The organism is Streptomyces sp. NBC_00454, from assembly GCF_041434015.1.
GTDB lineage: Bacteria > Actinomycetota > Actinomycetes > Streptomycetales > Streptomycetaceae > Streptomyces.
In genome coordinates this window covers 4,359,254-4,379,286 of record NZ_CP107907.1, presented here as the reverse complement: position 1 = coordinate 4,379,286, position 20,033 = coordinate 4,359,254, and the positions used below count along the sequence as shown (strand labels likewise).

At 70.5% G+C, this 20,033-nt stretch carries 19 protein-coding genes; 9 read left to right on the top strand and 10 right to left on the bottom strand.

Features of this window, described 5'->3' with window-relative positions; all coding sequences use genetic code 11:
- Window positions 1-27: 27 nt before the first annotated feature.
- On the bottom strand, window positions 28-693 hold the full coding sequence (locus tag OHU74_RS20320; RefSeq protein WP_371617235.1) for an ABC transporter permease: 666 nt from the start codon (window positions 691-693) through the stop codon (window positions 28-30).
- Window positions 693-1,379, bottom strand: coding sequence for an ABC transporter permease (locus tag OHU74_RS20315; RefSeq protein ID WP_371619742.1), 687 nt, complete (start codon window positions 1,377-1,379; stop codon window positions 693-695). The genes OHU74_RS20320 and OHU74_RS20315 overlap by 1 nt, the downstream gene beginning before the upstream one ends.
- A gap of 134 nt (window positions 1,380-1,513) precedes the next feature.
- Here OHU74_RS20315 and OHU74_RS20310 point away from each other — a divergent pair, with 134 nt between their 5' ends.
- Entirely contained in the window at window positions 1,514-2,494 is a 981-nt protein-coding gene (locus OHU74_RS20310; RefSeq protein WP_371617234.1) for an ABC transporter ATP-binding protein, read from the top strand.
- A gap of 36 nt (window positions 2,495-2,530) precedes the next feature.
- Here the strand turns inward: OHU74_RS20310 and OHU74_RS20305 are convergent, their stop codons facing one another.
- Window positions 2,531-3,640 carry an alpha/beta hydrolase gene (locus OHU74_RS20305; RefSeq protein ID WP_371617233.1) on the bottom strand — a complete coding sequence of 370 codons (1,110 nt, stop codon included), beginning with the start codon at window positions 3,638-3,640 and terminating at the stop codon, window positions 2,531-2,533.
- 152 nt (window positions 3,641-3,792) lie between these two features.
- On the opposite strand from OHU74_RS20305, the gene OHU74_RS20300 reads away from it, so the two are divergent.
- The 6 genes from OHU74_RS20300 (at window position 3,793) to OHU74_RS20275 (ending at window position 8,755) form a co-directional block, all read left to right on the top strand.
- Window positions 3,793-5,643: a phosphatidylglycerol lysyltransferase domain-containing protein gene (locus OHU74_RS20300; RefSeq protein WP_371617232.1), complete on the top strand. Its 1,851-nt coding sequence runs from the start codon at window positions 3,793-3,795 to the stop codon at window positions 5,641-5,643.
- Between the two features lie 119 nt (window positions 5,644-5,762).
- Window positions 5,763-6,668, top strand: coding sequence for a dihydropteroate synthase (gene folP, locus OHU74_RS20295; RefSeq protein ID WP_371617231.1), 906 nt, complete (start codon window positions 5,763-5,765; stop codon window positions 6,666-6,668).
- A complete protein-coding gene (locus tag OHU74_RS20290) occupies window positions 6,665-7,108 on the top strand; it encodes a nuclear transport factor 2 family protein (RefSeq protein WP_371617230.1) in 444 nt (147 codons plus the stop codon). The genes folP and OHU74_RS20290 overlap by 4 nt, the downstream gene beginning before the upstream one ends.
- A 131-nt stretch (window positions 7,109-7,239) precedes the next feature.
- The gene (gene folB, locus OHU74_RS20285; protein ID WP_330297854.1) at window positions 7,240-7,599 is read left to right on the top strand and encodes a dihydroneopterin aldolase; all 360 of its coding nucleotides are present in this window, start codon (window positions 7,240-7,242) and stop codon (window positions 7,597-7,599) included.
- Window positions 7,596-8,204 (top strand): 2-amino-4-hydroxy-6-hydroxymethyldihydropteridine diphosphokinase, encoded by a 609-nt coding sequence (folK, locus tag OHU74_RS20280; RefSeq protein WP_371617229.1) that lies wholly within the window; start codon window positions 7,596-7,598, stop codon window positions 8,202-8,204. The genes folB and folK overlap by 4 nt, the downstream gene beginning before the upstream one ends.
- 65 nt (window positions 8,205-8,269) lie before the next feature.
- Window positions 8,270-8,755, top strand: coding sequence for a DUF3180 domain-containing protein (locus tag OHU74_RS20275; protein ID WP_371617228.1), 486 nt, complete (start codon window positions 8,270-8,272; stop codon window positions 8,753-8,755).
- A gap of 4 nt (window positions 8,756-8,759) precedes the next feature.
- Here OHU74_RS20275 and OHU74_RS20270 read toward each other — a convergent pair whose 3' ends face one another.
- The 7 genes from OHU74_RS20270 to dacB form a co-directional block, all read right to left on the bottom strand.
- A complete protein-coding gene (locus tag OHU74_RS20270; RefSeq protein WP_371617227.1) occupies window positions 8,760-9,746 on the bottom strand; it encodes a hypothetical protein in 987 nt (328 codons plus the stop codon).
- A gap of 66 nt (window positions 9,747-9,812) precedes the next feature.
- Complete coding sequence (gene folE / locus OHU74_RS20265) at window positions 9,813-10,421, bottom strand: GTP cyclohydrolase I FolE (protein WP_371617226.1); 609 nt, start codon at window positions 10,419-10,421, stop codon at window positions 9,813-9,815.
- Between the two features lie 110 nt (window positions 10,422-10,531).
- Window positions 10,532-12,565: an ATP-dependent zinc metalloprotease FtsH gene (gene ftsH, locus OHU74_RS20260; protein WP_330297849.1), complete on the bottom strand. Its 2,034-nt coding sequence runs from the start codon at window positions 12,563-12,565 to the stop codon at window positions 10,532-10,534.
- Between the two features lie 194 nt (window positions 12,566-12,759).
- Window positions 12,760-13,320, bottom strand: a complete 561-nt coding sequence (gene hpt / locus OHU74_RS20255; RefSeq protein ID WP_330297848.1) for a hypoxanthine phosphoribosyltransferase — start codon at window positions 13,318-13,320, stop codon at window positions 12,760-12,762.
- 66 nt (window positions 13,321-13,386) lie between these two features.
- Complete coding sequence (tilS, locus tag OHU74_RS20250) at window positions 13,387-14,472, bottom strand: tRNA lysidine(34) synthetase TilS (protein ID WP_371617225.1); 1,086 nt, start codon at window positions 14,470-14,472, stop codon at window positions 13,387-13,389.
- Window positions 14,473-14,770: 298 nt separating this feature from the next.
- Entirely contained in the window at window positions 14,771-15,922 is a 1,152-nt protein-coding gene (locus tag OHU74_RS20245) for a zinc-dependent metalloprotease (protein ID WP_371617224.1), read from the bottom strand.
- 148 nt (window positions 15,923-16,070) lie between these two features.
- Window positions 16,071-17,528: a D-alanyl-D-alanine carboxypeptidase/D-alanyl-D-alanine-endopeptidase gene (dacB, locus tag OHU74_RS20240; RefSeq protein ID WP_371617223.1), complete on the bottom strand. Its 1,458-nt coding sequence runs from the start codon at window positions 17,526-17,528 to the stop codon at window positions 16,071-16,073.
- 162 nt (window positions 17,529-17,690) lie between these two features.
- On the opposite strand from dacB, the gene OHU74_RS20235 reads away from it, so the two are divergent.
- Together OHU74_RS20235 and OHU74_RS20230 are read left to right on the top strand one after the other, a co-directional pair.
- Window positions 17,691-18,185 carry an inorganic diphosphatase gene (locus OHU74_RS20235; protein ID WP_266960167.1) on the top strand — a complete coding sequence of 165 codons (495 nt, stop codon included), beginning with the start codon at window positions 17,691-17,693 and terminating at the stop codon, window positions 18,183-18,185.
- Between the two features lie 144 nt (window positions 18,186-18,329).
- Window positions 18,330-19,982 (top strand): threonine/serine exporter ThrE family protein, encoded by a 1,653-nt coding sequence (locus tag OHU74_RS20230; protein ID WP_371617222.1) that lies wholly within the window; start codon window positions 18,330-18,332, stop codon window positions 19,980-19,982.
- Window positions 19,983-20,033: the final 51 nt, after the last annotated feature.

The window sequence follows — 20,033 nt, the reverse complement described above, 5'->3', positions numbered from 1 at the left end:
CTACTCCTTCGAAGAACCGGGGAAAGGTCAGCGGGCGGCCGCGCCCGGCAGCAGCCGGTCCGCCGCGACCAGCGCGCCCTCCACCAGCAGGGCCAGCGCCGCGACCAGCAGGGCGCCCGCGACGACCTGAGGGGTGTTGTACGTGTTGAAGCCGGCGGTGATGATCCGGCCGAGGCCGCCCTGGCCGACCATCGCGGCGATGGTGGCCGTGGCGATGACCTGGACGGCGCCCGAGCGCAGTCCCGTCATCACCAGGGGGCGCGCGAGCGGCAGTTCCACCCGCCAGAAGAGCTGGCCGCCGGACATGCCCATGCCCCGCGCGGCCTCCACGACCGAGCGGTCGACCTCGCGCATGCCCACGTAGGCGTTGGTCAGCAGCGGCGGGATCGCGAAGAGGACCAGCGCGGCGATGGTGGGCACGTACCCGGCGTTGCGCAGCGGGGAGACCATGAACAGCGCCAGCACCGCGAAGACCGGGACGGCCCGGCCGATGTTGGAGACGTTGACGGCGAGGCCGCCGCCCTTGCCGAGGTGGCCGAGCCACAGCCCGGTCGGGAGGGCCACCGCGCAGGCCAGGGCCAGGGCGATGCCGCTGACGTACACGTGCTCGCCGAGCCGGTGCCAGACCCCGCTCTCCCCGGCCCAGTTGGCGCCGTCCGCCAGCCAGTCCCAGGCCTGTCCCAGCACTCCCATCAGCCTTCCCCGTTCACGCGGGCCGCCCGCGTCCAGGGCGTGAGCAGCCGCTGGGCGCCGAGCAGAGCCAGGTCGGCGACCAGCGCGAGCAGCACGCACAGCACCGAGGCGGTGAGCACCTGGGCCTTGAAGGAGCTGTTCACGGCGGGGGCGATGAGGTTGCCGAGGCCGCCCTTGCCCACGATGGAGCCGACCGTGGTCAGCGCGACCGTGGAGACGGTGGCGATCCGGACACCGGCGAGCAGGGCGGGCAGCGCCAGCGGCAGTTCGACCTGCCACAGCAGCCGGCCGGGCCCGTACCCCATCCCGCGCGCGGCTTCCCGTACCTCCTCGGGGACGGCTTCCAGGCCGGCCAGCACGTTGCGGACCAGGATGGTCAGCGAGTACAGGACCAGGCCGGTCACCACGAGGGCCGCCGAGAGGCCGAACACCGGCAGCAGCAGGGAGAACATGGCGAGCGAGGGGATCGTGTAGAGCAGGGTGGTGATGCCCAGGACGGGGGCCGCCCAGTGGCGGCCGCGGCGGGCCAGCAGGGCGAGCGGGACGGACACGGCCAGGCCGATCAGCACCGACACGCCCGTGATCCAGACGTGTTCGAGGGTGGCGTCGGTGAGCTCCTGGGACCGGGACGTGACGTACTCCCAGCAGATCCAGTCGTTCGCCACCAGGCAGCTCTGCCCGGCCATGCGCTCTTCACCCCCGGTCACCGAACGTACGTAGGAGCGACCATAACCCCCACCACCGTCAATGGCCGGAAACCTTCGCACTCAGGCAACACGCCCTTTACAAACAGGCCGGGCGGGTAGGGAAGGATGGCGATGTGATCCGATTCGAGCAAGTGACCAAGCGCTACCCCGACGGGACCACGGCCGTCGCGGACCTGTCCTTCGAGGTCGCGGAGGGGGAACTGGTCACCCTGGTGGGCCCGTCCGGCTGCGGCAAGACGACCACGATGAAAATGGTCAACCGCCTCATCGAGCCGACCTCCGGCCGGATCCTGCTGAACGGCGAGGACATCGCGGCCGCCGATCCGGTCGAACTGCGCCGCCGCATCGGGTACGTCATCCAGCAGGTCGGGCTGTTCCCGCACAAGACGGTGCTGGAGAACACGGCCACCGTGCCGCAGCTGATCGGCACTCCCAAGGCCAAGGCCCGCGCGCGGGCGGGCGAGCTGCTCGAACTGGTCGGACTGGATCCGGCCGTCTACGGGGGCCGCTACCCGGAGCAGCTGTCCGGCGGGCAGCGCCAGCGCGTCGGCGTGGCCCGCGCGCTCGCCGCGGATCCGCCGGTGCTGCTGATGGACGAGCCGTTCGGCGCGGTGGACCCGGTGGTGCGCGAACGGCTCCAGAACGAGTTCCTGACCCTGCAGAAGACGGTGCGCAAGACGATCCTGCTGGTCACGCACGATCTGGAGGAGGCGATCCGGCTCGGGGACCGCATCGCGGTCTACGGAGCGGGCACCATCGAGCAGTTCGCCCGCCCGGCGGAGGTACTGGCCGCTCCGGCGACGGAGTACGTGGCCGGGTTCGTCGGCGCCGACCGTGGGCTCAAGCGGCTCTCCGTCACCCAGGTGGCCGCAGCCGACCTGAGCCCCGCCGGTGCCGCCGCCGGCCCCGACGCGAAAGCCCCCACCGCCGGAGTGGCGCTGGGGGCGACGCTGCGCGAGGCGCTCGCGCTGCTGCTCCAGGAGGACTCGGGCCGGATCGGGGTCACGGATCCGGACTCGGGCGCGCTGATCGGCGTACTCACCCCGGAGGGGGTCCACCGGGCGCTGCGCCGGGCCGACCTGCAGGAGGCCTGACAGGAGCCGACCCGCGGGAGGCCTGACAGCAGAAGGTCAGGCCTCGATGCGGTTGCTCATCCACACCAGCATCGGCGGGATCTCGCGGCGCCACGTGTTGAAGTTGTGGCCGCCGCTGTCGAGGATGATCGACGAGACCCGGTCCGGGGACTTGACCAGCTTGACGAACTTCCTGGTGTCTCCCAGGTTCGGCTCGCCCTTCTCGCTGCTGGTGACGAGGAAGGACGTGCCGGTCGGCTTCTTCGCCTTGATCGACTCCAGGACGTTCGCGCGCGCCTTCAGCTTCGCGTCCCCGTGGAACAGGTCGCCGGTCGTCGCGTCGTCCGCGGCGTCGTAGTACGCGGACAGACCCGCGGCGGCGCCGAAGGTCTCCGGGTAGTGCGCGGCGATCTTCAGGGCGCAGTAGCCGCCGGTGGAGTTCCCGATGAAGCCCATGTTCTGCGGCTTCTTGCCGACCCGGAAGGTGTCCTTGATGGCCTGCGGGAGGTCCTGCGCGAAGAAGGTCTCCGTCTGCGGGCCGTCCGGGATGTCCACGCACTCGGTGTCGCGCGGGGGCGCCACCGTCGGGCGGAGCATGACCAGGATCATCGGCTTCATCTTGCCCGCCTTGGCCTCCTTGAAGGCCGTCATCGGGTAGTTCAGCCCTTTGATCAGGTTTTCGGCCGTTCCCGGGTAACCCGTGAGGACGATGGAGGCCGGGAAGTTCTGGTCCTTGTGCTGCGGCTGGAAGTACTCCGGCGGCAGCCACACGTACCCGGGGCTCGTTATCTTCGACTTCTGGCCCGTTATGGCCACTTTGAGGATCTGTCCGGCGACCTGCGGCTTGGCGCCGCCGGGGACGTCCAGCTTCTGCTTGTCGACGACCTTGATGTCGGCGCTGCTCATGCCGCGGTCGACGACCTTGCCGATCGAGGTCTCCTGGCCGAAGAGGTCGGCCCAGGACCCGTAGAACAGGAAGGACTTGTTGGCGGCGAGGCCCACCGCCGAGAACAGCGCCAGCTGGGTCGCCAGCAGGAGGCCGATCCGGCCGAGGACCGAGCGCCAGGAGCGGCCCGAGAGCTTCGGCCAGAACCACACCGTGGCCGCGAAGAGCAGCACACCGGCGATGATGGCCAACGCCAGGACCGTATTACTGGTGAGACCCATGAGCAGTCAGTCGACTTTCTATGGCAGGACTAGTTTTTTTCTCGAGGATGAGTGAACCCGCTCCCCCTCGATGTCGTCCTAGGGGACGCACCACACACCGGAGGCTGTCGCGGCCTTCGGCCACATGATCTCTCGCGGAGCAACGGGAAGCGATGTCTAGCAGGATAGATGGCGATAAGTCGGGACAGGTTCCGGAGCGGGTCCGCCGAATCTTCCGGGGCCCACGACCGGAGACCGTTCCGGGTCTGGTGGGTACGGCCGTCATGGTCGTCGGCCTGCTCGACATCGCCGCGGGGGTCTTCCCCCGCTTCAGGCACAGCCGCATCCATGCCGTCACCGAAGTACTGCCGGGCTCCCTCGGCCCCTTCGCCGCGGCCCTGTCCATCAGCGCGGGCGTACTCATCCTGCTGCTGGCCCACGGCCTCAAGCGCCACAAGCGCCGCGCCTGGCGGGCCTCCGTGGTGCTGCTGCCCGCCGGGGCCGTGGCGCAGTTCGCGTACCGCCACTCCTTCATCGGCGTGATCATCGCGGCGGTGCTCCTGGCGCTGCTCCTGCGCCACCAGAGTGAATTCAAGGCGCTCCCGGACCCGCGCAGCCGCTGGAAGGCGCTCGCCAACTTCGTGCTGATGAGCGCCGGGTCCATCGGCCTCGGCCTGGTCATCGTCAACTCGCACCCCGGCAAGGTCGTCGGCAATCCGGGTGTTTACGAGCAGATCAGCCACGTCGTCTACGGGCTCTTCGGCTTCGAGGGTCCCGTCGACTACGCCGGCCGGGTGTCCTGGACCGTCGGCTACTCGCTGGGCGCCCTCGGCATGCTGACCGCCGTCACCACCATCTACCTGGCCTTCCGCCCCGAGCACCCCGCCGCCCGGCTCACCGCCGACGACGAGACCAAGCTCCGCGAGCTGCTGGCCCGCCACGGCGGCCGCGACTCGCTGGGCCACTTCGCGCTCCGCCGCGACAAGGCCGTCGTCTTCTCCCCCAGCGGCAAGGCCGCCGTCACCTACCGCGTCGTGTCCGGGGTGATGCTCGCCTCCGGCGACCCCGTCGGCGACGTCGAGGCCTGGCCCGGCGCCATCGAACGGTTCATGGCCGAGGCCAAGGCCCACTCCTGGACCCCGGCCGTCGTCGGCTGCAGCGAGACCGGCGGCGAGGTCTGGACCCGCGAGACCGGACTCGACGCCCTGGAACTCGGCGACGAGGCGATCGTCGACGTCAAAGACTTCTCCCTCGCCGGCCGACCCATGCGCAACGTCCGCCAGATGGTGAAGCGCATCGAGCGCAACGGCTACACCACCAAGGTCCGCCGCGTCAGCGAGCTCACCGAGGAGGAGCTGGAACAGGTCCGCGGCGCGGCCGAGGCCTGGCGCGGCACCGACACCGAGCGCGGCTTCTCGATGGCCCTGGGCCGGGTCGGCGAAGAGGGCGACGGCGACTGCTTCATCGCCACCGCGCACCGCGTGGAGGAGGGCGACACCAGCCCGTACAAGGACCTCAAGGCCGTCCTGCACTTCGTCCCGTGGGGCAAGGACGGCATGTCGCTGGAGCTGATGCGCCGCGACCGCGCCGCCGACCCCGGCATGAACGAGCTGCTGATCGTCGCCTCCCTGGAGGCCTCCCCCGCGCTCGGCATCGAGAAGGTCTCGCTGAACTTCGCGATGTTCCGCGCGGCCCTGGCCCGCGGCGAGAAGATCGGCGCCGGACCGGTGCTGCGGATGTGGCGCGGCCTGCTGGTCTTCCTGTCGCGCTGGTTCCAGATCGAGTCGCTGTACAAGTTCAACGAGAAGTTCCGCCCCCGCTGGGAGCCACGCTTCATGGTCTACCGCAACAGCCGCGACCTGCCCCGCATCGGCTTCGCCGTGATGCAGGCCGAGGGCTTCGTGACCCTGGCCCTGCCCCGCCTGTTCGCCAGCCGCCGCCGGCCCAAGCCGGTCCGCACCTGCACGCACGACCACGTCCACGCGGTGCCCGCCCAGGCCGACCGCAAGGTCCGGGCCGCCTGAGCACCCCCGGGGGCCGTTCCGCAGCCCCGTACGGCGTCCAGGGCCCCCGCAGCCGCCCGGCTGCGGGGGCCCCGCGCCATCCAGGGCGAGGTATCCAAGGCAAGCCATACCCTGGACCCATGAACACGAAGCACGCGGGCGCCGGCCGGGGCCGGGTCACAGGCCTGCCGGAATGGGACCGCTGCGGGGTCATGGGCGTCGTCAACGTCACCCCCGACTCCTTCTCCGACGGCGGCCGCTGGTTCGACACCACCGCGGCCGTCAAGCGCGGCCTCGACCTCGTCGCCCAGGGCGCCGACCTCGTGGACGTCGGCGGCGAATCCACCCGCCCCGGCGCCTCCCGCGTCGACGAGGAGGAGGAGCTGCGCCGCGTGGTCCCCGTCGTACGGGGCCTCGCCTCCGAAGGCGTCGCCGTCTCCGTGGACACCATGCGCGCCTCCGTCGCCGCGCAGGCCGTCGCCGCGGGCGCGGTCCTGGTCAACGACGTCAGCGGCGGACTCGCCGACCCCGGCATGATCCCGGCCGTGGCCGCCGCCGAAGTGCCGTTCGTCGTCATGCACTGGCGCGGCTTCAGCGACGGCATGAACAGCCTCGCCGTCTACGAGGACGTCCTCGCCGAAGTCACCGACGAGCTGCGCTCCCGCATCGACGCCGTGGTGTCCGGCGGGATCGCCCCCGGGCGGATCCTCGTCGACCCCGGCCTGGGCTTCGCCAAGAACGCCGAGCACGACCTGGCCCTGGTCGCCCACCTCGCCGAGCTGCGCGCGCTGGGCTTCCCACTGCTCGTGGCCGCCTCGCGGAAGCGTTTCCTCGGCCGGGTGCTGGCCGGAGCCGAGGACGCCTCCCCGCCGCCCGCCCGCGAACGCGACGCCGCCACCGCGGCCGTCACCGCGATCGCCGCCCACCAGGGCGCCTGGGCCGTACGGGTCCACGAGGTACGGGCGAGCGCCGACGCGGTTCGGGTGGCCCGCGCCGTGGAAGGGGCACTGCGTACCCACCGCAGCACCGAGGAAGGGGAAAGGTGAGCCGTACCGACATCGAAGCCGTCGAAGAGGTCAACACGGCCTTCTACGAGGCCATGGAGCAGGGGGACTTCGACGCACTGTCGGCGCTCTGGCTCGAAGACGAGATCTCCTGCGTGCACCCGGGCTGGCCGGTGCTCTCGGGCCGCGGCGAGGTGCTGCGCTCCTACGCCCTGATCATGTCCCACACCGAGTACATCCAGTTCTTCCTCACCGACACCAAGGTCGCCGTCATCGGCGACACCGCCCTGGTGACCTGCACGGAGAACATCCTCAGCGGCGGACCCGCCGAGGACGGCGGAGAACTGGGCCCGCTCGTCGGACAGCTCGTCGTCGCCACGAATGTGTTCCGACGCACATCGGAGGGCTGGCGGCTGTGGTCGCACCACGGTTCTCCCGTGCTCACGGACTCCGATGAGGACGAGGAGGAGGAGCCCTCCTGACCCCTCCGTCGGGGTCCCGGGTATTTCGCAGGTAAATTCGAAGATGGACGACGCCGACCGCACTCGGCGTAGGCCCATGGATCCGGGGAGTCCCGGACCGGAAGAACCTACGAAAAGCAGGAGTGATTCGCGTGGATCGTGTCGCGCTGCGCGGCCTCAAGGCTCGCGGGCACCACGGCGTCTTCCCCCGGGAACGCGAGGAAGGCCAGACCTTCATCGTCGACCTGGTGCTCCACCTCGACACCCGCCCCGCGGCGGCCGGCGACGACCTGGCTAAGACCGTGCACTACGGGGTAGTCGCGGAAGAGGTGGTCCACGTGGTCCAGGGAGAGCCGGTCGACCTGATCGAGACCCTCGCCGAGCGGATCGCCCAGCAGTGCCTCAAGCACGAGGCGGTCGCCCAGGTGGAGGTCGTCGTCCACAAGCCGGACGCGCCCATCACCGTCCCCTTCGACGACGTGACCATCACGATCACCCGGAGCCGCGCATGAACAACGGAATGAACGCCCAGAGCGACCCCACCGTCCAGCCGGTACCCGCCTCCGTCGTCGAAGCCGTCGACGCCGCGGACATCACCCTGTCCAACCCCAAATGGGCCGTCGTCGCGCTCGGCGCGAACCTCGGCAACCGGCTGGAGACCCTGCAGGGCGCCATCGACGCCCTCGGCGACACCCCGGGCCTGCGGGTCAAGGCCGTCTCCCCGGTCTACGAGACCGCACCGTGGGGCGTCGACCCGGACTCGCAGCCCTCGTACTTCAACGCCGTCATCGCGGTGAAGACCACCCTGCCGCCCGGCTCCCTGCTGGAGCGCGGGCACGCCATCGAAGAGGCCTTCGACCGCGTCCGCGAAGAGCGCTGGGGACCCCGCACGATCGACGTCGACATCATCGCGTACGCCGACGTGGTCTCCGCCGACCCCGTCCTCACCCTGCCGCACCCGCGCGCCCACCAGCGCGCCTTCGTGCTGGCCCCCTGGCACGACATCGACCCCGAGGCGCAGATCCCGGGCCACGGGCCGGTGGCGGAGCTGCTGGCCGCCGTGGGCCTGACGGGTGTCGCGCGCCGCCCCGACCTGGAACTGCGGCTCCCGGAGTAACCGGCCCCCGCCGGACCGAACACTTAAGATCGGCTGGTACGTACGGAGAGCGGGGAGAGGCGCACGTGAAGCAACTGAGGCCGGCGGTCCTGGCGGGTATCTTCGCGGTCGCCGGGGTCCTGTCGTGGGCCGGCGCACGCATGCTGAACTCCTACGGCTCCCTCCCGGGCGTCCCGCTGGCCGCGCCGATCGTTCTGGGCGCAATCGCGGTGGTCCTCCTTGCCACGGCCCTGTCCCTGCGGGCCCGCCTGAAGGCCCAGCGCGAGCGCGTGCCGGGCGCCAAGGGCGTGGAGCCGCTGATGGCGGCCCGCGCGGTGGTCTTCGGCCAGTCCAGCGCCCTGGTCGCGGCCCTGGTCGCGGGCGGCTACGGCGGCGTCGGGGTCTTCCTCCTGACCACCGCCCTGGACGTCCCGGCCCGCCGCGACCAGGCCTGGTACGCCGGCTTCTCGGTCCTGACGGGCGCCGCGGTCATCGCCGCGGCCCTCTTCCTGGAACACGTCCTCAAACTCCCGGACGACGAAGACCCCACCAAGGCCCCCGCCAGCGCCTGAGCCGTCACCCGGGGGCCCGCACGAGGTGCCCGCTCACCAGGAACCCCGGGTAGGGGTCGAGGCGGTAGGTGTAGAGGGTGAAGGGCTTCGCACCGGTGGCGGTGCGGAGCCGGACCTCGGACACCGTCGCCGACTGCCGCTCCACGAGGTTTATGGCATGCTCCTCCGCCACGAAGGTGCCGCGCCGCTGCCAACGATCAGTGACGACCAGGTGCGACGCCTTCCCACTCTGCGGCGTGAAACGGGCGCCGATGACCGTAGCCAACTCCGCCAGGAACGGAACATTGGCGCTGGTGATCACCCGCGCATCCCAGCGTTTGATTCGACAGCCGTCGCCATCCGCATAGCCGTCCAGGAAACCTTCGAACGTGGCAAGGTCTCTGAGTACAACCCGTGGAAAGCCCTGTCGCATGTGGTGGGCGTCGCCCCCGACGTACTGCCTCAGGACGTCCGCGAGGTACGAAGAGACCACGCGCACCCGAAATCCAGGAACTTGGCGCTGGAGGAAGCCTGACGGCCTCGTGACGGCCTCCAGTCGGGCGGGAAGGCTGGTCACCGCCGACAAACACTCCGCGTACTTGGCTGCGAAACCCTCGTCGTTCACGACCAGGGACACATAGTTCTTGCCCACCGTGCCGTCGGAACACGTGGCACCCACCAGGTAGCCGAACTCGTAGCCGGGCAGAATCGTCAGGCGTCTCCGGGAGAGCTTTCGTGGCGGAGTCCAAGCCAGGACGCTACCTGCCGCGTCTCCGGCCGGAATCCATCCTTGGCCCGTACTCAGTAACTGGTCCGGCGCCACCGTGAACGTCTGCCCATACGTGACCACGTCCACAACCTCGCGGGCCTTCACAGCCGCCACCGCCCGAACGCCCGTGTGTACTGTCCTGTCCCCATTTAGCGTCCAGAGCCGGTCGCCCGCGCCCACGGTTCTCGCCTGAGCCTGCCCGTCCACCCCGTTCACCATCTGCTTGCTCGGCAGCCCGCCCATCCCGCCCCCTGATCAGCGCGTGAATCACCTGATCAATGACGTTATCGGGCGGGTCTGACAATCCGGCTAGCGCGCGATGATCAGCGACATCGCCTCGTTGCGGGTCGCAGGGTCACGGAGCTGGCCGCGGACCGCGGACGTGATCGTCTTGGCGCCCGGCTTACGGATGCCGCGGACCGACATGCACATGTGCTCCGCTTCGACCACGACGATGGCGCCCCGAGCATCAAGGATCTCCATCAAGGAGTCGGCTATCTGCGTAGTGAGACGTTCCTGCACCTGCGGGCGGCGAGCAAAGACGTCCACGAGGCGGGCCAGCTTGGACAGACCGGTGATCTTGCCGTTCTCCGACGGGATGTAGCCGACATGGGCGACACCGTGGAATGGCAGCAGATGATGTTCGCACAAAGATACGATTTCAATGTCCTTCACGAGGACCAACTCATCGTGTCCCAGGTCGAACACCGTCGTCAGGACATCCTCGGGTTCCTGCCGCAGACCGGCCAGAATCTCCTTGTACGCCCGCGCCACGCGCCCCGGCGTCTCTCGCAGCCCCTCGCGGTCCGGGTCCTCGCCGACCGCGATCAGGAGCTCGCGAACGGCCGCCTCGGCGCGCTTCTCGTCGAACTCGCCGATCGTGCCCTCGCCACCGGTCAAGGTCACTGGGTCGGTCATCTCTTCCTCGTTCCTGTCTGCGCAGTCGCGGCCAAATAAGTATGACCAGATGAAAGTGCCGCGCCCCCCAGGCTAGAACCTGGGGGGCGCGGCATCCATTCCGGGAGGGATCAGGCCTCCGGTCGCTCCTCCGGGGAGGGCTCCGGGGTCTTCTCCACCGATACGGCGGTCGAGGAAGCGGCCGCCGTGCCGTTCGCCGAGTTCGTCAGCTGGAGCTCCTTGGGAGAGAGCACCGGCGGGCGGGTCGACGGGGTGCGGTGCGAGGAGCCGGTCCACGCCGGGCGGGCCGGGCGCTTCACGATCGTCGAGAAGACCTCGGCGATCTGCTCCTTGTTGAGCGTCTCCTTCTCGAGGAGGGCAAGGACCAGGTTGTCGAGCACGTCGCGGTTCTCGACCAGGATTTCCCAGGCCTCGTTGTGCGCGGTCTCGATGAGCTTCTTGACCTCTTCGTCGACCAGCGCCGCGACCTCTTCCGAGTAGTCCCTCGGGTGCGACATCTCGCGTCCCAGGAACGGCTCGGTGTTGTCTCCGCCGAACTTGATCGCGCCGAGGCGCTCGGTCATGCCGTACTGGGTGACCATCGCGCGGGCCGTTGCCGTGGCCTTCTCGATGTCGTTCGCGGCGCCCGTGGTCGGGTCGTGGAAGACCAGTTCCTCGGCCGCGCGCCCACCCAGCATGTACGCCAGCTGGTCGAGCATCTCGTTGCGCGTGGTGGAGTACTTGTCCTCGTCGGGCAGGACCATGGTGTAACCCAGGGCCCGGCCGCGGGACAGGATCGTGATCTTGTGGACCGGGTCCGAGTTCGGGGAAGCCGCCGCGACCAGGGCGTGGCCGCCCTCGTGGTACGCGGTGATCTTCTTTTCCCGGTCCGACATGATCCGGGTCCGCTTCTGCGGGCCCGCCACGACGCGGTCGATCGCCTCGTCCAGCGCGTGGTTGTCGATCAGCTTCCCGTCCGAGCGGGCCGTGAGCAGCGCGGCCTCGTTCAGCACGTTGGCGAGATCGGCACCCGTGAAGCCGGGCGTACGACGGGCCACCGCACCCAGGTCGACGTCCGGGGCGACCGGCTTGCCCTTCTGGTGGACCTTGAGGATCTCCAGACGGCCCTGCATGTCCGGGCGGTCGACCGCGATCTGGCGGTCGAAGCGGCCGGGGCGCAGGAGGGCCGGGTCGAGGATGTCCGGACGGTTCGTGGCGGCGATCAGGATGACGCCGCCCTTCACGTCGAAGCCGTCCATCTCGACGAGCAGCTGGTTGAGGGTCTGCTCGCGCTCGTCGTGACCGCCGCCGAGGCCCGCACCGCGGTGCCGGCCGACTGCGTCGATCTCGTCGACGAAGACGATCGCCGGCGCGTTGGCCTTGGCCTGCTCGAACAGGTCGCGGACACGCGAGGCACCGACACCGACGAACATCTCGACGAAGTCGGAACCGGAGATCGAGTAGAAGGGAACACCGGCCTCGCCCGCGACGGCACGCGCGAGCAGGGTCTTACCGGTGCCGGGCGGGCCGTAGAGCAGCACGCCCTTGGGGATCTTGGCGCCGACGGCCTGGAACTTCGCCGGCTCCTGGAGGAACTCCTTGATCTCGTGGAGTTCCTCGACGGCCTCGTCCGAGCCCGCGACATCCGCGAACGTCGTCTTCGGGGTGTCCTTGGTGATGAGCTTGGCCTTGGACTTCCCGAACTGCATGACCCGGGAGCCGCCACCCTGCATCTGGTTCATCAGGAACAGGAAGACGACGACGATGAGGACGAAGGGCAGCAGCGAGAGCAGCACGCTGAGGAACGGGCTGGTCTTGTCCGGAGTGACGGAGTACCCGTCAGGGATCTGACCGGCTTCGTACTTGGTCTGGAGGTTCTGGGCGAGCTGGACGCCCTGGTCCCCGATGTAGTTGGCCTGGAACTTGGAGCCGGAGTTGTCTCCGAGCTTCTGGTCCTTCTTGAGGTCGATCTTGACCATCTGGCTGTCACCGGTGGTCAGGCGCGCCTGCTGCACCTGGCCGCTGTTGATCGCCTTGATGACCTCGCTCGTGTCCACCGACTTGTAGCCGCCGCCGGAGCCGACGACATTCATCAACACGACCACGGCGAGGACGGCCAGCACGATCCACATGACCGGCCCACGGAAGTATCGCTTCACGTCCATCCATACGGGGCGCCAGGCACCCCGTCCCTCCTGCCCGTAGGTAAATGCTGCTGTGAGTAAAGACTGTTCTTCGGAATGTACCCCTGTATTGTCACCCGCTGCCTCATGGGACGGCTGACAGACCCGCCTTTCCATGCTCCAACGGCGGGAATCGCTCCAGGGTTCCCCTGCCCGGACGTTGGTCCGGGTCGGGGTCAGCCTCCGTAGACGTGCGGGGCGAGCGTGCCCACGAACGGCAGGTTGCGGTACTTCTCCGCGTAGTCCAGGCCGTAGCCCACGACGAACTCGTTCGGGATGTCGAAGCCGACCCACTTCACGTCGATCGCGACCTTCGCGGCGTCGGGCTTGCGCAGCAGCGTGACGACCTCGAGGGAGGCCGGCTCGCGCGAGCCCAGGTTCGACAGCAGCCACGACAGGGTCAGGCCCGAGTCGATGATGTCCTCGACGATCAGGACGTGCTTGCCCTTGATGTCGGTGTCCAGGTCCTTGAGGATCCGGACCACGCCCGAGGACTGGGTTCCGGCGCCGTAGGAGGACACCGCCATCCAGTCCATGGTGAGCGGGGTGGACAAGGCGCGCGCCAGGTCCGCCATCACCATCACCGCGCCCTTGAGGACGCCGACGATGAGCAGGTCCTTGCCCGCGTACTCCGCGTCGATCTTCGCGGCCAGCTCGGCCAGCTTCGCGTCGATCTCTTCCTTGGTGATGAGCACCGACTGGAGGTCGCTGCCCATGTCCTTCTCGTCCACCCGCATCACTTTCGTTTGCGGCCGGGGCTCCGGGGAGTGACCCCGGAGGACTCGGCCGTGTTTCAGCACCAATCAGCCCTGCCGGATGACCAGTCTGCCACCCTGCCGCTGGGCCTCGACCCGGCCGGGCAGGTTGATGGCACCTTGACCGCGCCATCCGGTGATGAGGCGGTCGACTTCCTCGATGTGGCGGGCGAAGAGGGAACCGGCCGGAGAGCCGGCCGCGACGACGGCGCGGCGCAGCACGCGGCGGCGGACGGCGGGGGGCAGCGCGTACAGCTTGGCGCACTCCAGGCGGCCGTCCTCGTCGCGTACGCGGCCCTCCGCCTCGGCGGCCCAGGAGTCCAGGGCGTCGGCGTCGTCGCGGGAGAGCTGGGCGGTGCGGGCGAGCGCCTCCACGACTCCCTTGCCGAGGGCCTTCTCCAGGGCGGGCAGTCCTTCGTGGCGCAGCCGGGAGCGGGTGTAGGCGGGGTCCGCGTTGTGCGGGTCGTCCCAGACGGCGAGGGACTGGACCATGCAGGCCTTGCGGGCGGTCTGCCGGTCGACTTGCAGGAAGGGGCGGCGGTAGCGGTGGCGGCGGCCGGTGGCGCCCGGACCGCCCGATACCTCGGGCATGCCGGAGAGCGAGCGGATGCCGGAGCCGCGGGCGAGGCCCAGCAGGACGGTTTCGGCTTGGTCGTCGCGGGTGTGGCCGAGCAGCACGGCGGTGGCGCCGAGGCGGTCGGCGGCCTCGTCCAGGGCCGCGTAGCGGGCGTCGCGGGCGGCGGCTTCGGGTCCGCCCTGGCGGCCGACGCGCACGGCGACGGCCTCCACCGGGTCGAGGCACAGGGCGGTCATGCGGGTGACCACCTCGGCGGCGCGCAGGTCGGAGCCGGCCTGGAGCCCGTGGTCGACGGTGATGCCGCCGGCCCGGATGCCGAGTTTGGGGGCCTCGAAGGCGAGGGCGGAGGCGAGTGCCATGGAGTCGGCGCCGCCGGAGCAGGCGACGAGGACGAGCGGCGCGGTGTCGGGGAGGCCGTCGCGGAAGGTGACCGCCTCAAGGCCGCCGACACGGGGAGCGGGGGCGGAGGCGGGACGGTCGGTGAGGTCGGTGAGGACGTCGTGGAGTACGCGGCGGACCGCCAGGCGTATCGCCGCGACCGCAGGATGGGGACCCATGTCCGGTGCCCTTCGGTGGAGTTCGGAGCCTCGTCAGGCGCTGGGGAGGCGTTGGGGGAGGGTGGTGCACCGGGCTGCCGCCCGGCCGGCCCGGTCCATGAGCAGAACGGGGGTTGTCACTCAGAGTGCGATGATGGTGACAGAACCGAGCCGTTCCCCGAGCATCGCACGCCCTTCCACGCCCCACGGTCCCTCGGACGGGTGACGCTGTTTCCCCCAGAGGGACATCTTCACGCCTCTTGAGCCACTCCAGTCGTGTGCGTCACGCCAGTCGTGTACGTCACGCCAGTCGTGTGCCTCACGCCTGTCCGCTGTGCTCGCTCGGTTCGCTGCCCTTGCGGTGCACCCGGGCCACCCAGTCCGCCGGCTTGGCGATCTCCGCCTTGGTGGGGAGGGTGTTCGGTGAGGTCCAGACCCGGTTGAAGCCCTCCATGCCGACCTGTCCGACGACCGCGCGCACGAATCGCTCGCCGTCGCGGTACTGGCGCATCTTCGCGTCGAGGCCGAGCAGTTTGCGCAGGGCCGCGTCGAGGCGGCCGGCGCCGCTGGCCCGGCGCTGCTGGAACTTCTCCCTGATCTCGGCGACCGAGGGCACCACCGCGGGCCCGACCCCGTCCATGACGAAGTCGGCGTGGCCCTCCAGCAGGGACATCACGGCCGTGAGCCGGGCCAGCACCTCGCGCTGTTCGGGGGTCTGGACGAGTTCGACCAGCGAGCGGCCCTCGTCGCCGCGCTCCGCGTCGGGGCGGGCCCCGGCGAAGGACTGGGCGGCTTCGCGCAGCCGCTCCAGCACGGTCGTGGGGTCGATCTCGGTGGCGCCGAGGAAAGTCTGGATCTCGCCCTCGATGTGCTCGCGGAGCCACGGGACGGCGGTGAACTGGGTACGGTGCGTCTCCTCGTGCAGGCAGACCCAGAGCCGGAAGTCGTGCGGGTCCACCTCCAGCTCCCGCTCCACGTGCACGATGTTCGGCGCGACGAGCAGCAGCCGGCCGCCACCGGACGGGCCGGGCAGGTCGAGGGCCGGGGGCGCGAAGGTCTCGTACTGGCCGAGCACGCGGGAGGCCAGGAAGCTCAGCAGCATGCCCAGTTCCACGCCGGTGACCTTGCCGCCGACGGCGCCGAGGACGGCGGAGCCGGGGGTGCCGGCGCGGCGGTCCTGCATCTTGCCGAGCAGCGGGGCCAGCAGTTCGCGGAAGCCGGCCACGTTGGCCTTGACCCAGCCGGCCCGGTCCACGACGAGGACGGGGGTGTCGGGCGGGGTCATGCCCTCGGGCATCATCCGGGTGAACTCGCGCACGTGCCGTTCGGAGGTCCTGGCGTGCCTGCGCAGTTCCGCGACCACGGCCCGTGCCTCGTCCCGGCTGACCTCCGGGCCGGGCCGCACCAGCCGGGTCGCGGTCGCCACCGCGAGGTTCCAGTCGACCATCTCCGCACCACCGATGCTCGTCATGCGTCAACCGTACGTGGACTCGCGCGCCGGCGGAGCCCCCGGGAGACGGCCGGGAAGTCGCTTCGAGGGCTCCGGGAAGCCGCCTCGAGGCCGCCTCGAGGCCGTCGGAAACCCGCCGGGCGCCCGCCCGGGGCCCGTCGCACTCCGGCTAGGAGGCGCCGGCCACCGCTGCGGCGAGCCGGTCGAGGCCCTTCTCGGCGGCCCCCGGGTCGGCGGCGTTCGCGGTCAGGAACGCGAAGGCCAGCAGTCGGCCGGAGGGGTCCACGACGGTCCCGGCGAGGGAGTTCACGCCGGTCAGGGTGCCGGTCTTGGCCCGGAGCAGGCCGGCCGCCGGGGAGGTTCCGGCGTTGCGGGTGCGCAGGGTTCCGGTGAATCCGGCGACGGGCAGTCCGGTGAGGACGGGCCGCAGCTGCGGCCGCTGCGGGTCGGCGGCTTTGGCGAGGAGGGCGGTCAGCAGGCCGGCGCTGACCTTGTCGGCCCGGTTGAGGCCGCTGCCGTCGGCGAAGCGGGAGTCGGTGGTGTCGATGCCGAGCGAGGCGAGCTTGGCGCCGAGGGTCTTCTCCACGCCTTCGAAGCTGGCGGGCTGCCCGGAGGCGAGCGCGGTGTGGCGGGCCAGCGCCTCGGCGATGTCGTTGTCGCTGTTGGTCAGCATCCGCTCGACGAGTCCGGCGAGCGGGGTGGAGAGGGTGACGGCGAGCGGGGCCGCGCCCGCCGGGGCCTTGGCCTTGGCGGGCTCGGCGGTCACCTGGATGCCGCGGTCCTTGAGGAGGGCGGCGAAGGCGCGGGCGGTGTCCCTGGAGGGGTCGTCGGAGCGCGTCACCGGTCCGGAGAAGGAGTCGTCGGTGCGGCCTTCGTCGGCGGTCAGGGCCGTGACGGGGGCGATGTTGTCGTTGTCGCCGATGGGGTGGCGGACCGGGCCGGTGTAGAGGGAGTCGTCGTAGCCGAGGACCACCGACTCGGTGCCGGCGGCCTTGAGGGCCTGGGCGGTGTCGGCGGCCAGGGCGACGAGGCTGCCGCCGGAGCCGGCGGGGGCCTTCTTCTTGGCGGTGAGGGAGGGGTCTCCGCCGCCGACCAGGACGATCTGGCCGGGGGCCGCGCCGGAGGCCACGGTGGTCGGGATCCGGTGGTCGGGCCCGAGGGCGGCGAGCGCGGCCGAAGCCGTGGCGATCTTGATGGTGGAGGCGGGGGTCATGGCCCGGTCGGCCCCGGATTCGTAGAGCACCCGGCCGGTGGCGGTGTCGATCACCGAGGCGGCGCGGACGGTTCCGAGCGCGGGGTCGGCGAGCAGCGGCCGCAGCGCGGCGCCCAGCGGTCCGGAGTCCGCCGCCGGGGCCTGGCCGCCGGGGTCGGATCCGGAGGAGTCGGATCCGGCGGGGCGGACCGCGGCGAGCACTCCGGGGGCGCTGGGGGCGGCCCGGGGCAGGGCGCGGGCCCCGTCCTGGCCGTGATCTGCACCACCCGTGCGGCTCCAGGAGGCGGCTCTGTCCCGCTCGGCCTTACGCTGGCCGGAGTCCCAAGGACCGGCGGCGGCAACCGTCGCGGCCGACAGGGCCAGGCCGGTAACGGCCGACACCGCAATGAGCTGCCACGTCTTGACCAATGGCACCTCGGACCAGCCCCTTTCGCGATCACACATATGCGTGAGGGACACTTAACCATTGCGTCTTGCCGCGAGCATGGCACCCCACCCGGCAGGGCTGGGTCGGCCGCGCACGCAGGTGAATCGACGTAGCCCCGAGCAATGAAGCTGATCATGGAGGAGCAGGACGTGGAGTTCGACGTCACCATCGAGATCCCCAAGGGTTCGCGGAACAAGTACGAGGTGGACCACGAGACCGGCCGGATCCGCCTGGACCGTCGCCTCTTCACCTCGACCAGCTACCCGGCCGACTACGGCTTCGTCGAGAACACCCTCGGCGAGGACGGCGACCCGCTGGACGCGCTGGTCATCCTGGACGAGCCGACCTTCCCGGGCTGCCTGATCAAGTGCCGCGCGATCGGCATGTTCAACATGACGGACGAGGCGGGCGGCGACGCCAAGCTGCTGTGCGTGCCGGCCTCCGACCCGCGTGTGGAGCACCTGCGCGACATCCACCACGTGTCCGAGTTCGACCGCCTGGAGATCCAGCACTTCTTCGAGGTCTACAAGGACCTGGAGCCGGGCAAGTCCGTCGAGGGCGCGAACTGGGTCGGCCGCACCGAGGCCGAGGCCGAGATCGAAGCCTCGTACAAGCGCCTCGAGGCGCAGGGCGGCCAGCACTGAGCCATCGGCTCATGTGACACCGACACCGGGCCGTCAGGCCACCGCACGGGCGGCATTCCTCCGGGAGTGCCGCCCGTCGCGGTTTCGCCGTGGATCAAACCGTTCCGCATACTGATACGGGCTGGCCCAGGGACTGGAGGACGCGTGGCGGAGGGCGAAGGATCCGGGGCAGAGGACCGGAAGCCGAAGTCGGACGAGGCGCGCAGCGCCTTCGCCGTGCCCCCCGGGGTCGGGGTGGAGGCGGAGGCCACCGACGAGGAGCAGGCGACCTCGGAGTTCTCGGTCCCCGAGGGGCTCGCCTCGGTGCCCGTGGAGGCCGAGGGTTCCGCTTTCGCGACCCCGGCCACCTACAGCGCCTCGCAGTCCCCGCCGGCGTACACCGGCACCGGGTTCCCCGTCACGCGGATGAAGGAGTCCCTGTGGCAGGACCGGATGCGCACCGTGCTGCGCATGCCGGTCGATGTCCGGCCGGTCCCGGAGGTCTCGCAGAAGCAGGCGGTCGAGACGGGGCCCGCCGTGGGCCGCGTGCTCGACCTGACGCTGCGCATCGGCGAGCTGCTGCTCGCGGGCGGCGAGGCGGCCGAGGACGTGGAGGCGGCGATGTTCGCGGTCTCGCGCAGCTACGGGCTGGACCGCTGCGAGCCGACCGTCACCTTCACCATGCTGTCGATCACCTACCAGCCCTCGCTGGTGGACGACCCGATCTCGGCGAACCGCACCGTCCGCCGCCGGGGCACCGACTACAACCGGCTCTCGGCCGTCTTCCGCCTCGTCAACGACATCAGCGCGCACGAGGTCGACATGTCGCTGGAGGACGCCTACCGGCGCCTCGCGGAGATCCGCCGCAACCGGCACCCGTATCCCGGCTGGATGCTCACCGCCGCCGCCGGGCTGCTCGCCGGGGCGGCCTCCACGCTGGTCGGCGGTGGGGTCCTCGTGTTCTTCGCAGCCGCACTCGGCGCGGTCCTCGGCGACCGGCTGGCCTGGTTCTGCGCGGGGCGCGGGCTGCCGGAGTTCTACCAGTTCGTGGTGGCGGCGATGCCGCCCGCCGCGATGGGCGTGGCCCTGAAGCTGACCGACCTCGACGTGCGCTCCTCCGCCGTGATCACCGGTGGACTGTTCGCGCTGCTGCCCGGGCGGGCCCTGGTCGCGGCCGTGCAGGACGGTCTGACCGGCTACTACATCACCGCTTCCGCCCGGCTGCTGGAGGTGATGTACCTCTTCATCGGCATCATCATGGGCGTGCTGGTGGTGCTCTACATCGGGCTCCAGTTCGGCTCGAACCCGCAGCCGGAGGACATCCTCCAGATCGACCAGCGGCCGCTGCTCCAGATCGCCGCCTCGATGGTGCTGGTGTTCACGTTCGCGATCCTGCTCCAGCAGGAACGTTCCACCGTGTGGATCGTGACCCTCAACGGCGGGATCGCCTGGGTGGTCTACGGAGCCCTGCACTACGCGGGCAACATCCCGCCGGTGCCGTCCACCGCCGTCGCGGCCGGCCTGGTCGGCCTCTTCGGGCAGCTGCTCTCCCGCCACCGCATCTCCTCGGCGCTGCCCTTCGTCACGGCGGCCATCGGCCCGCTGCTCCCGGGCTCGGCGACGTACTACGGACTGCTGCTGATCGCCGAGAACCGGCTCAACGAGGGGCTGGCCTCGCTGACGAACGCCGTGGCCATCGCCCTGGCCATCGCCATCGGCGTCAACCTCGGCTCGGAGATGTCCCGGCTGTTCATGCGGATCCCGGGCACGGCCAGCTCCGCCAAGCGCCGCTCGGCGAAGCGCACCCGCGGCTTCTAGGTCCTACGCCTACGAGCGGCCCTACCGCTTCGCGTGGCGGCCGCCGCGCGG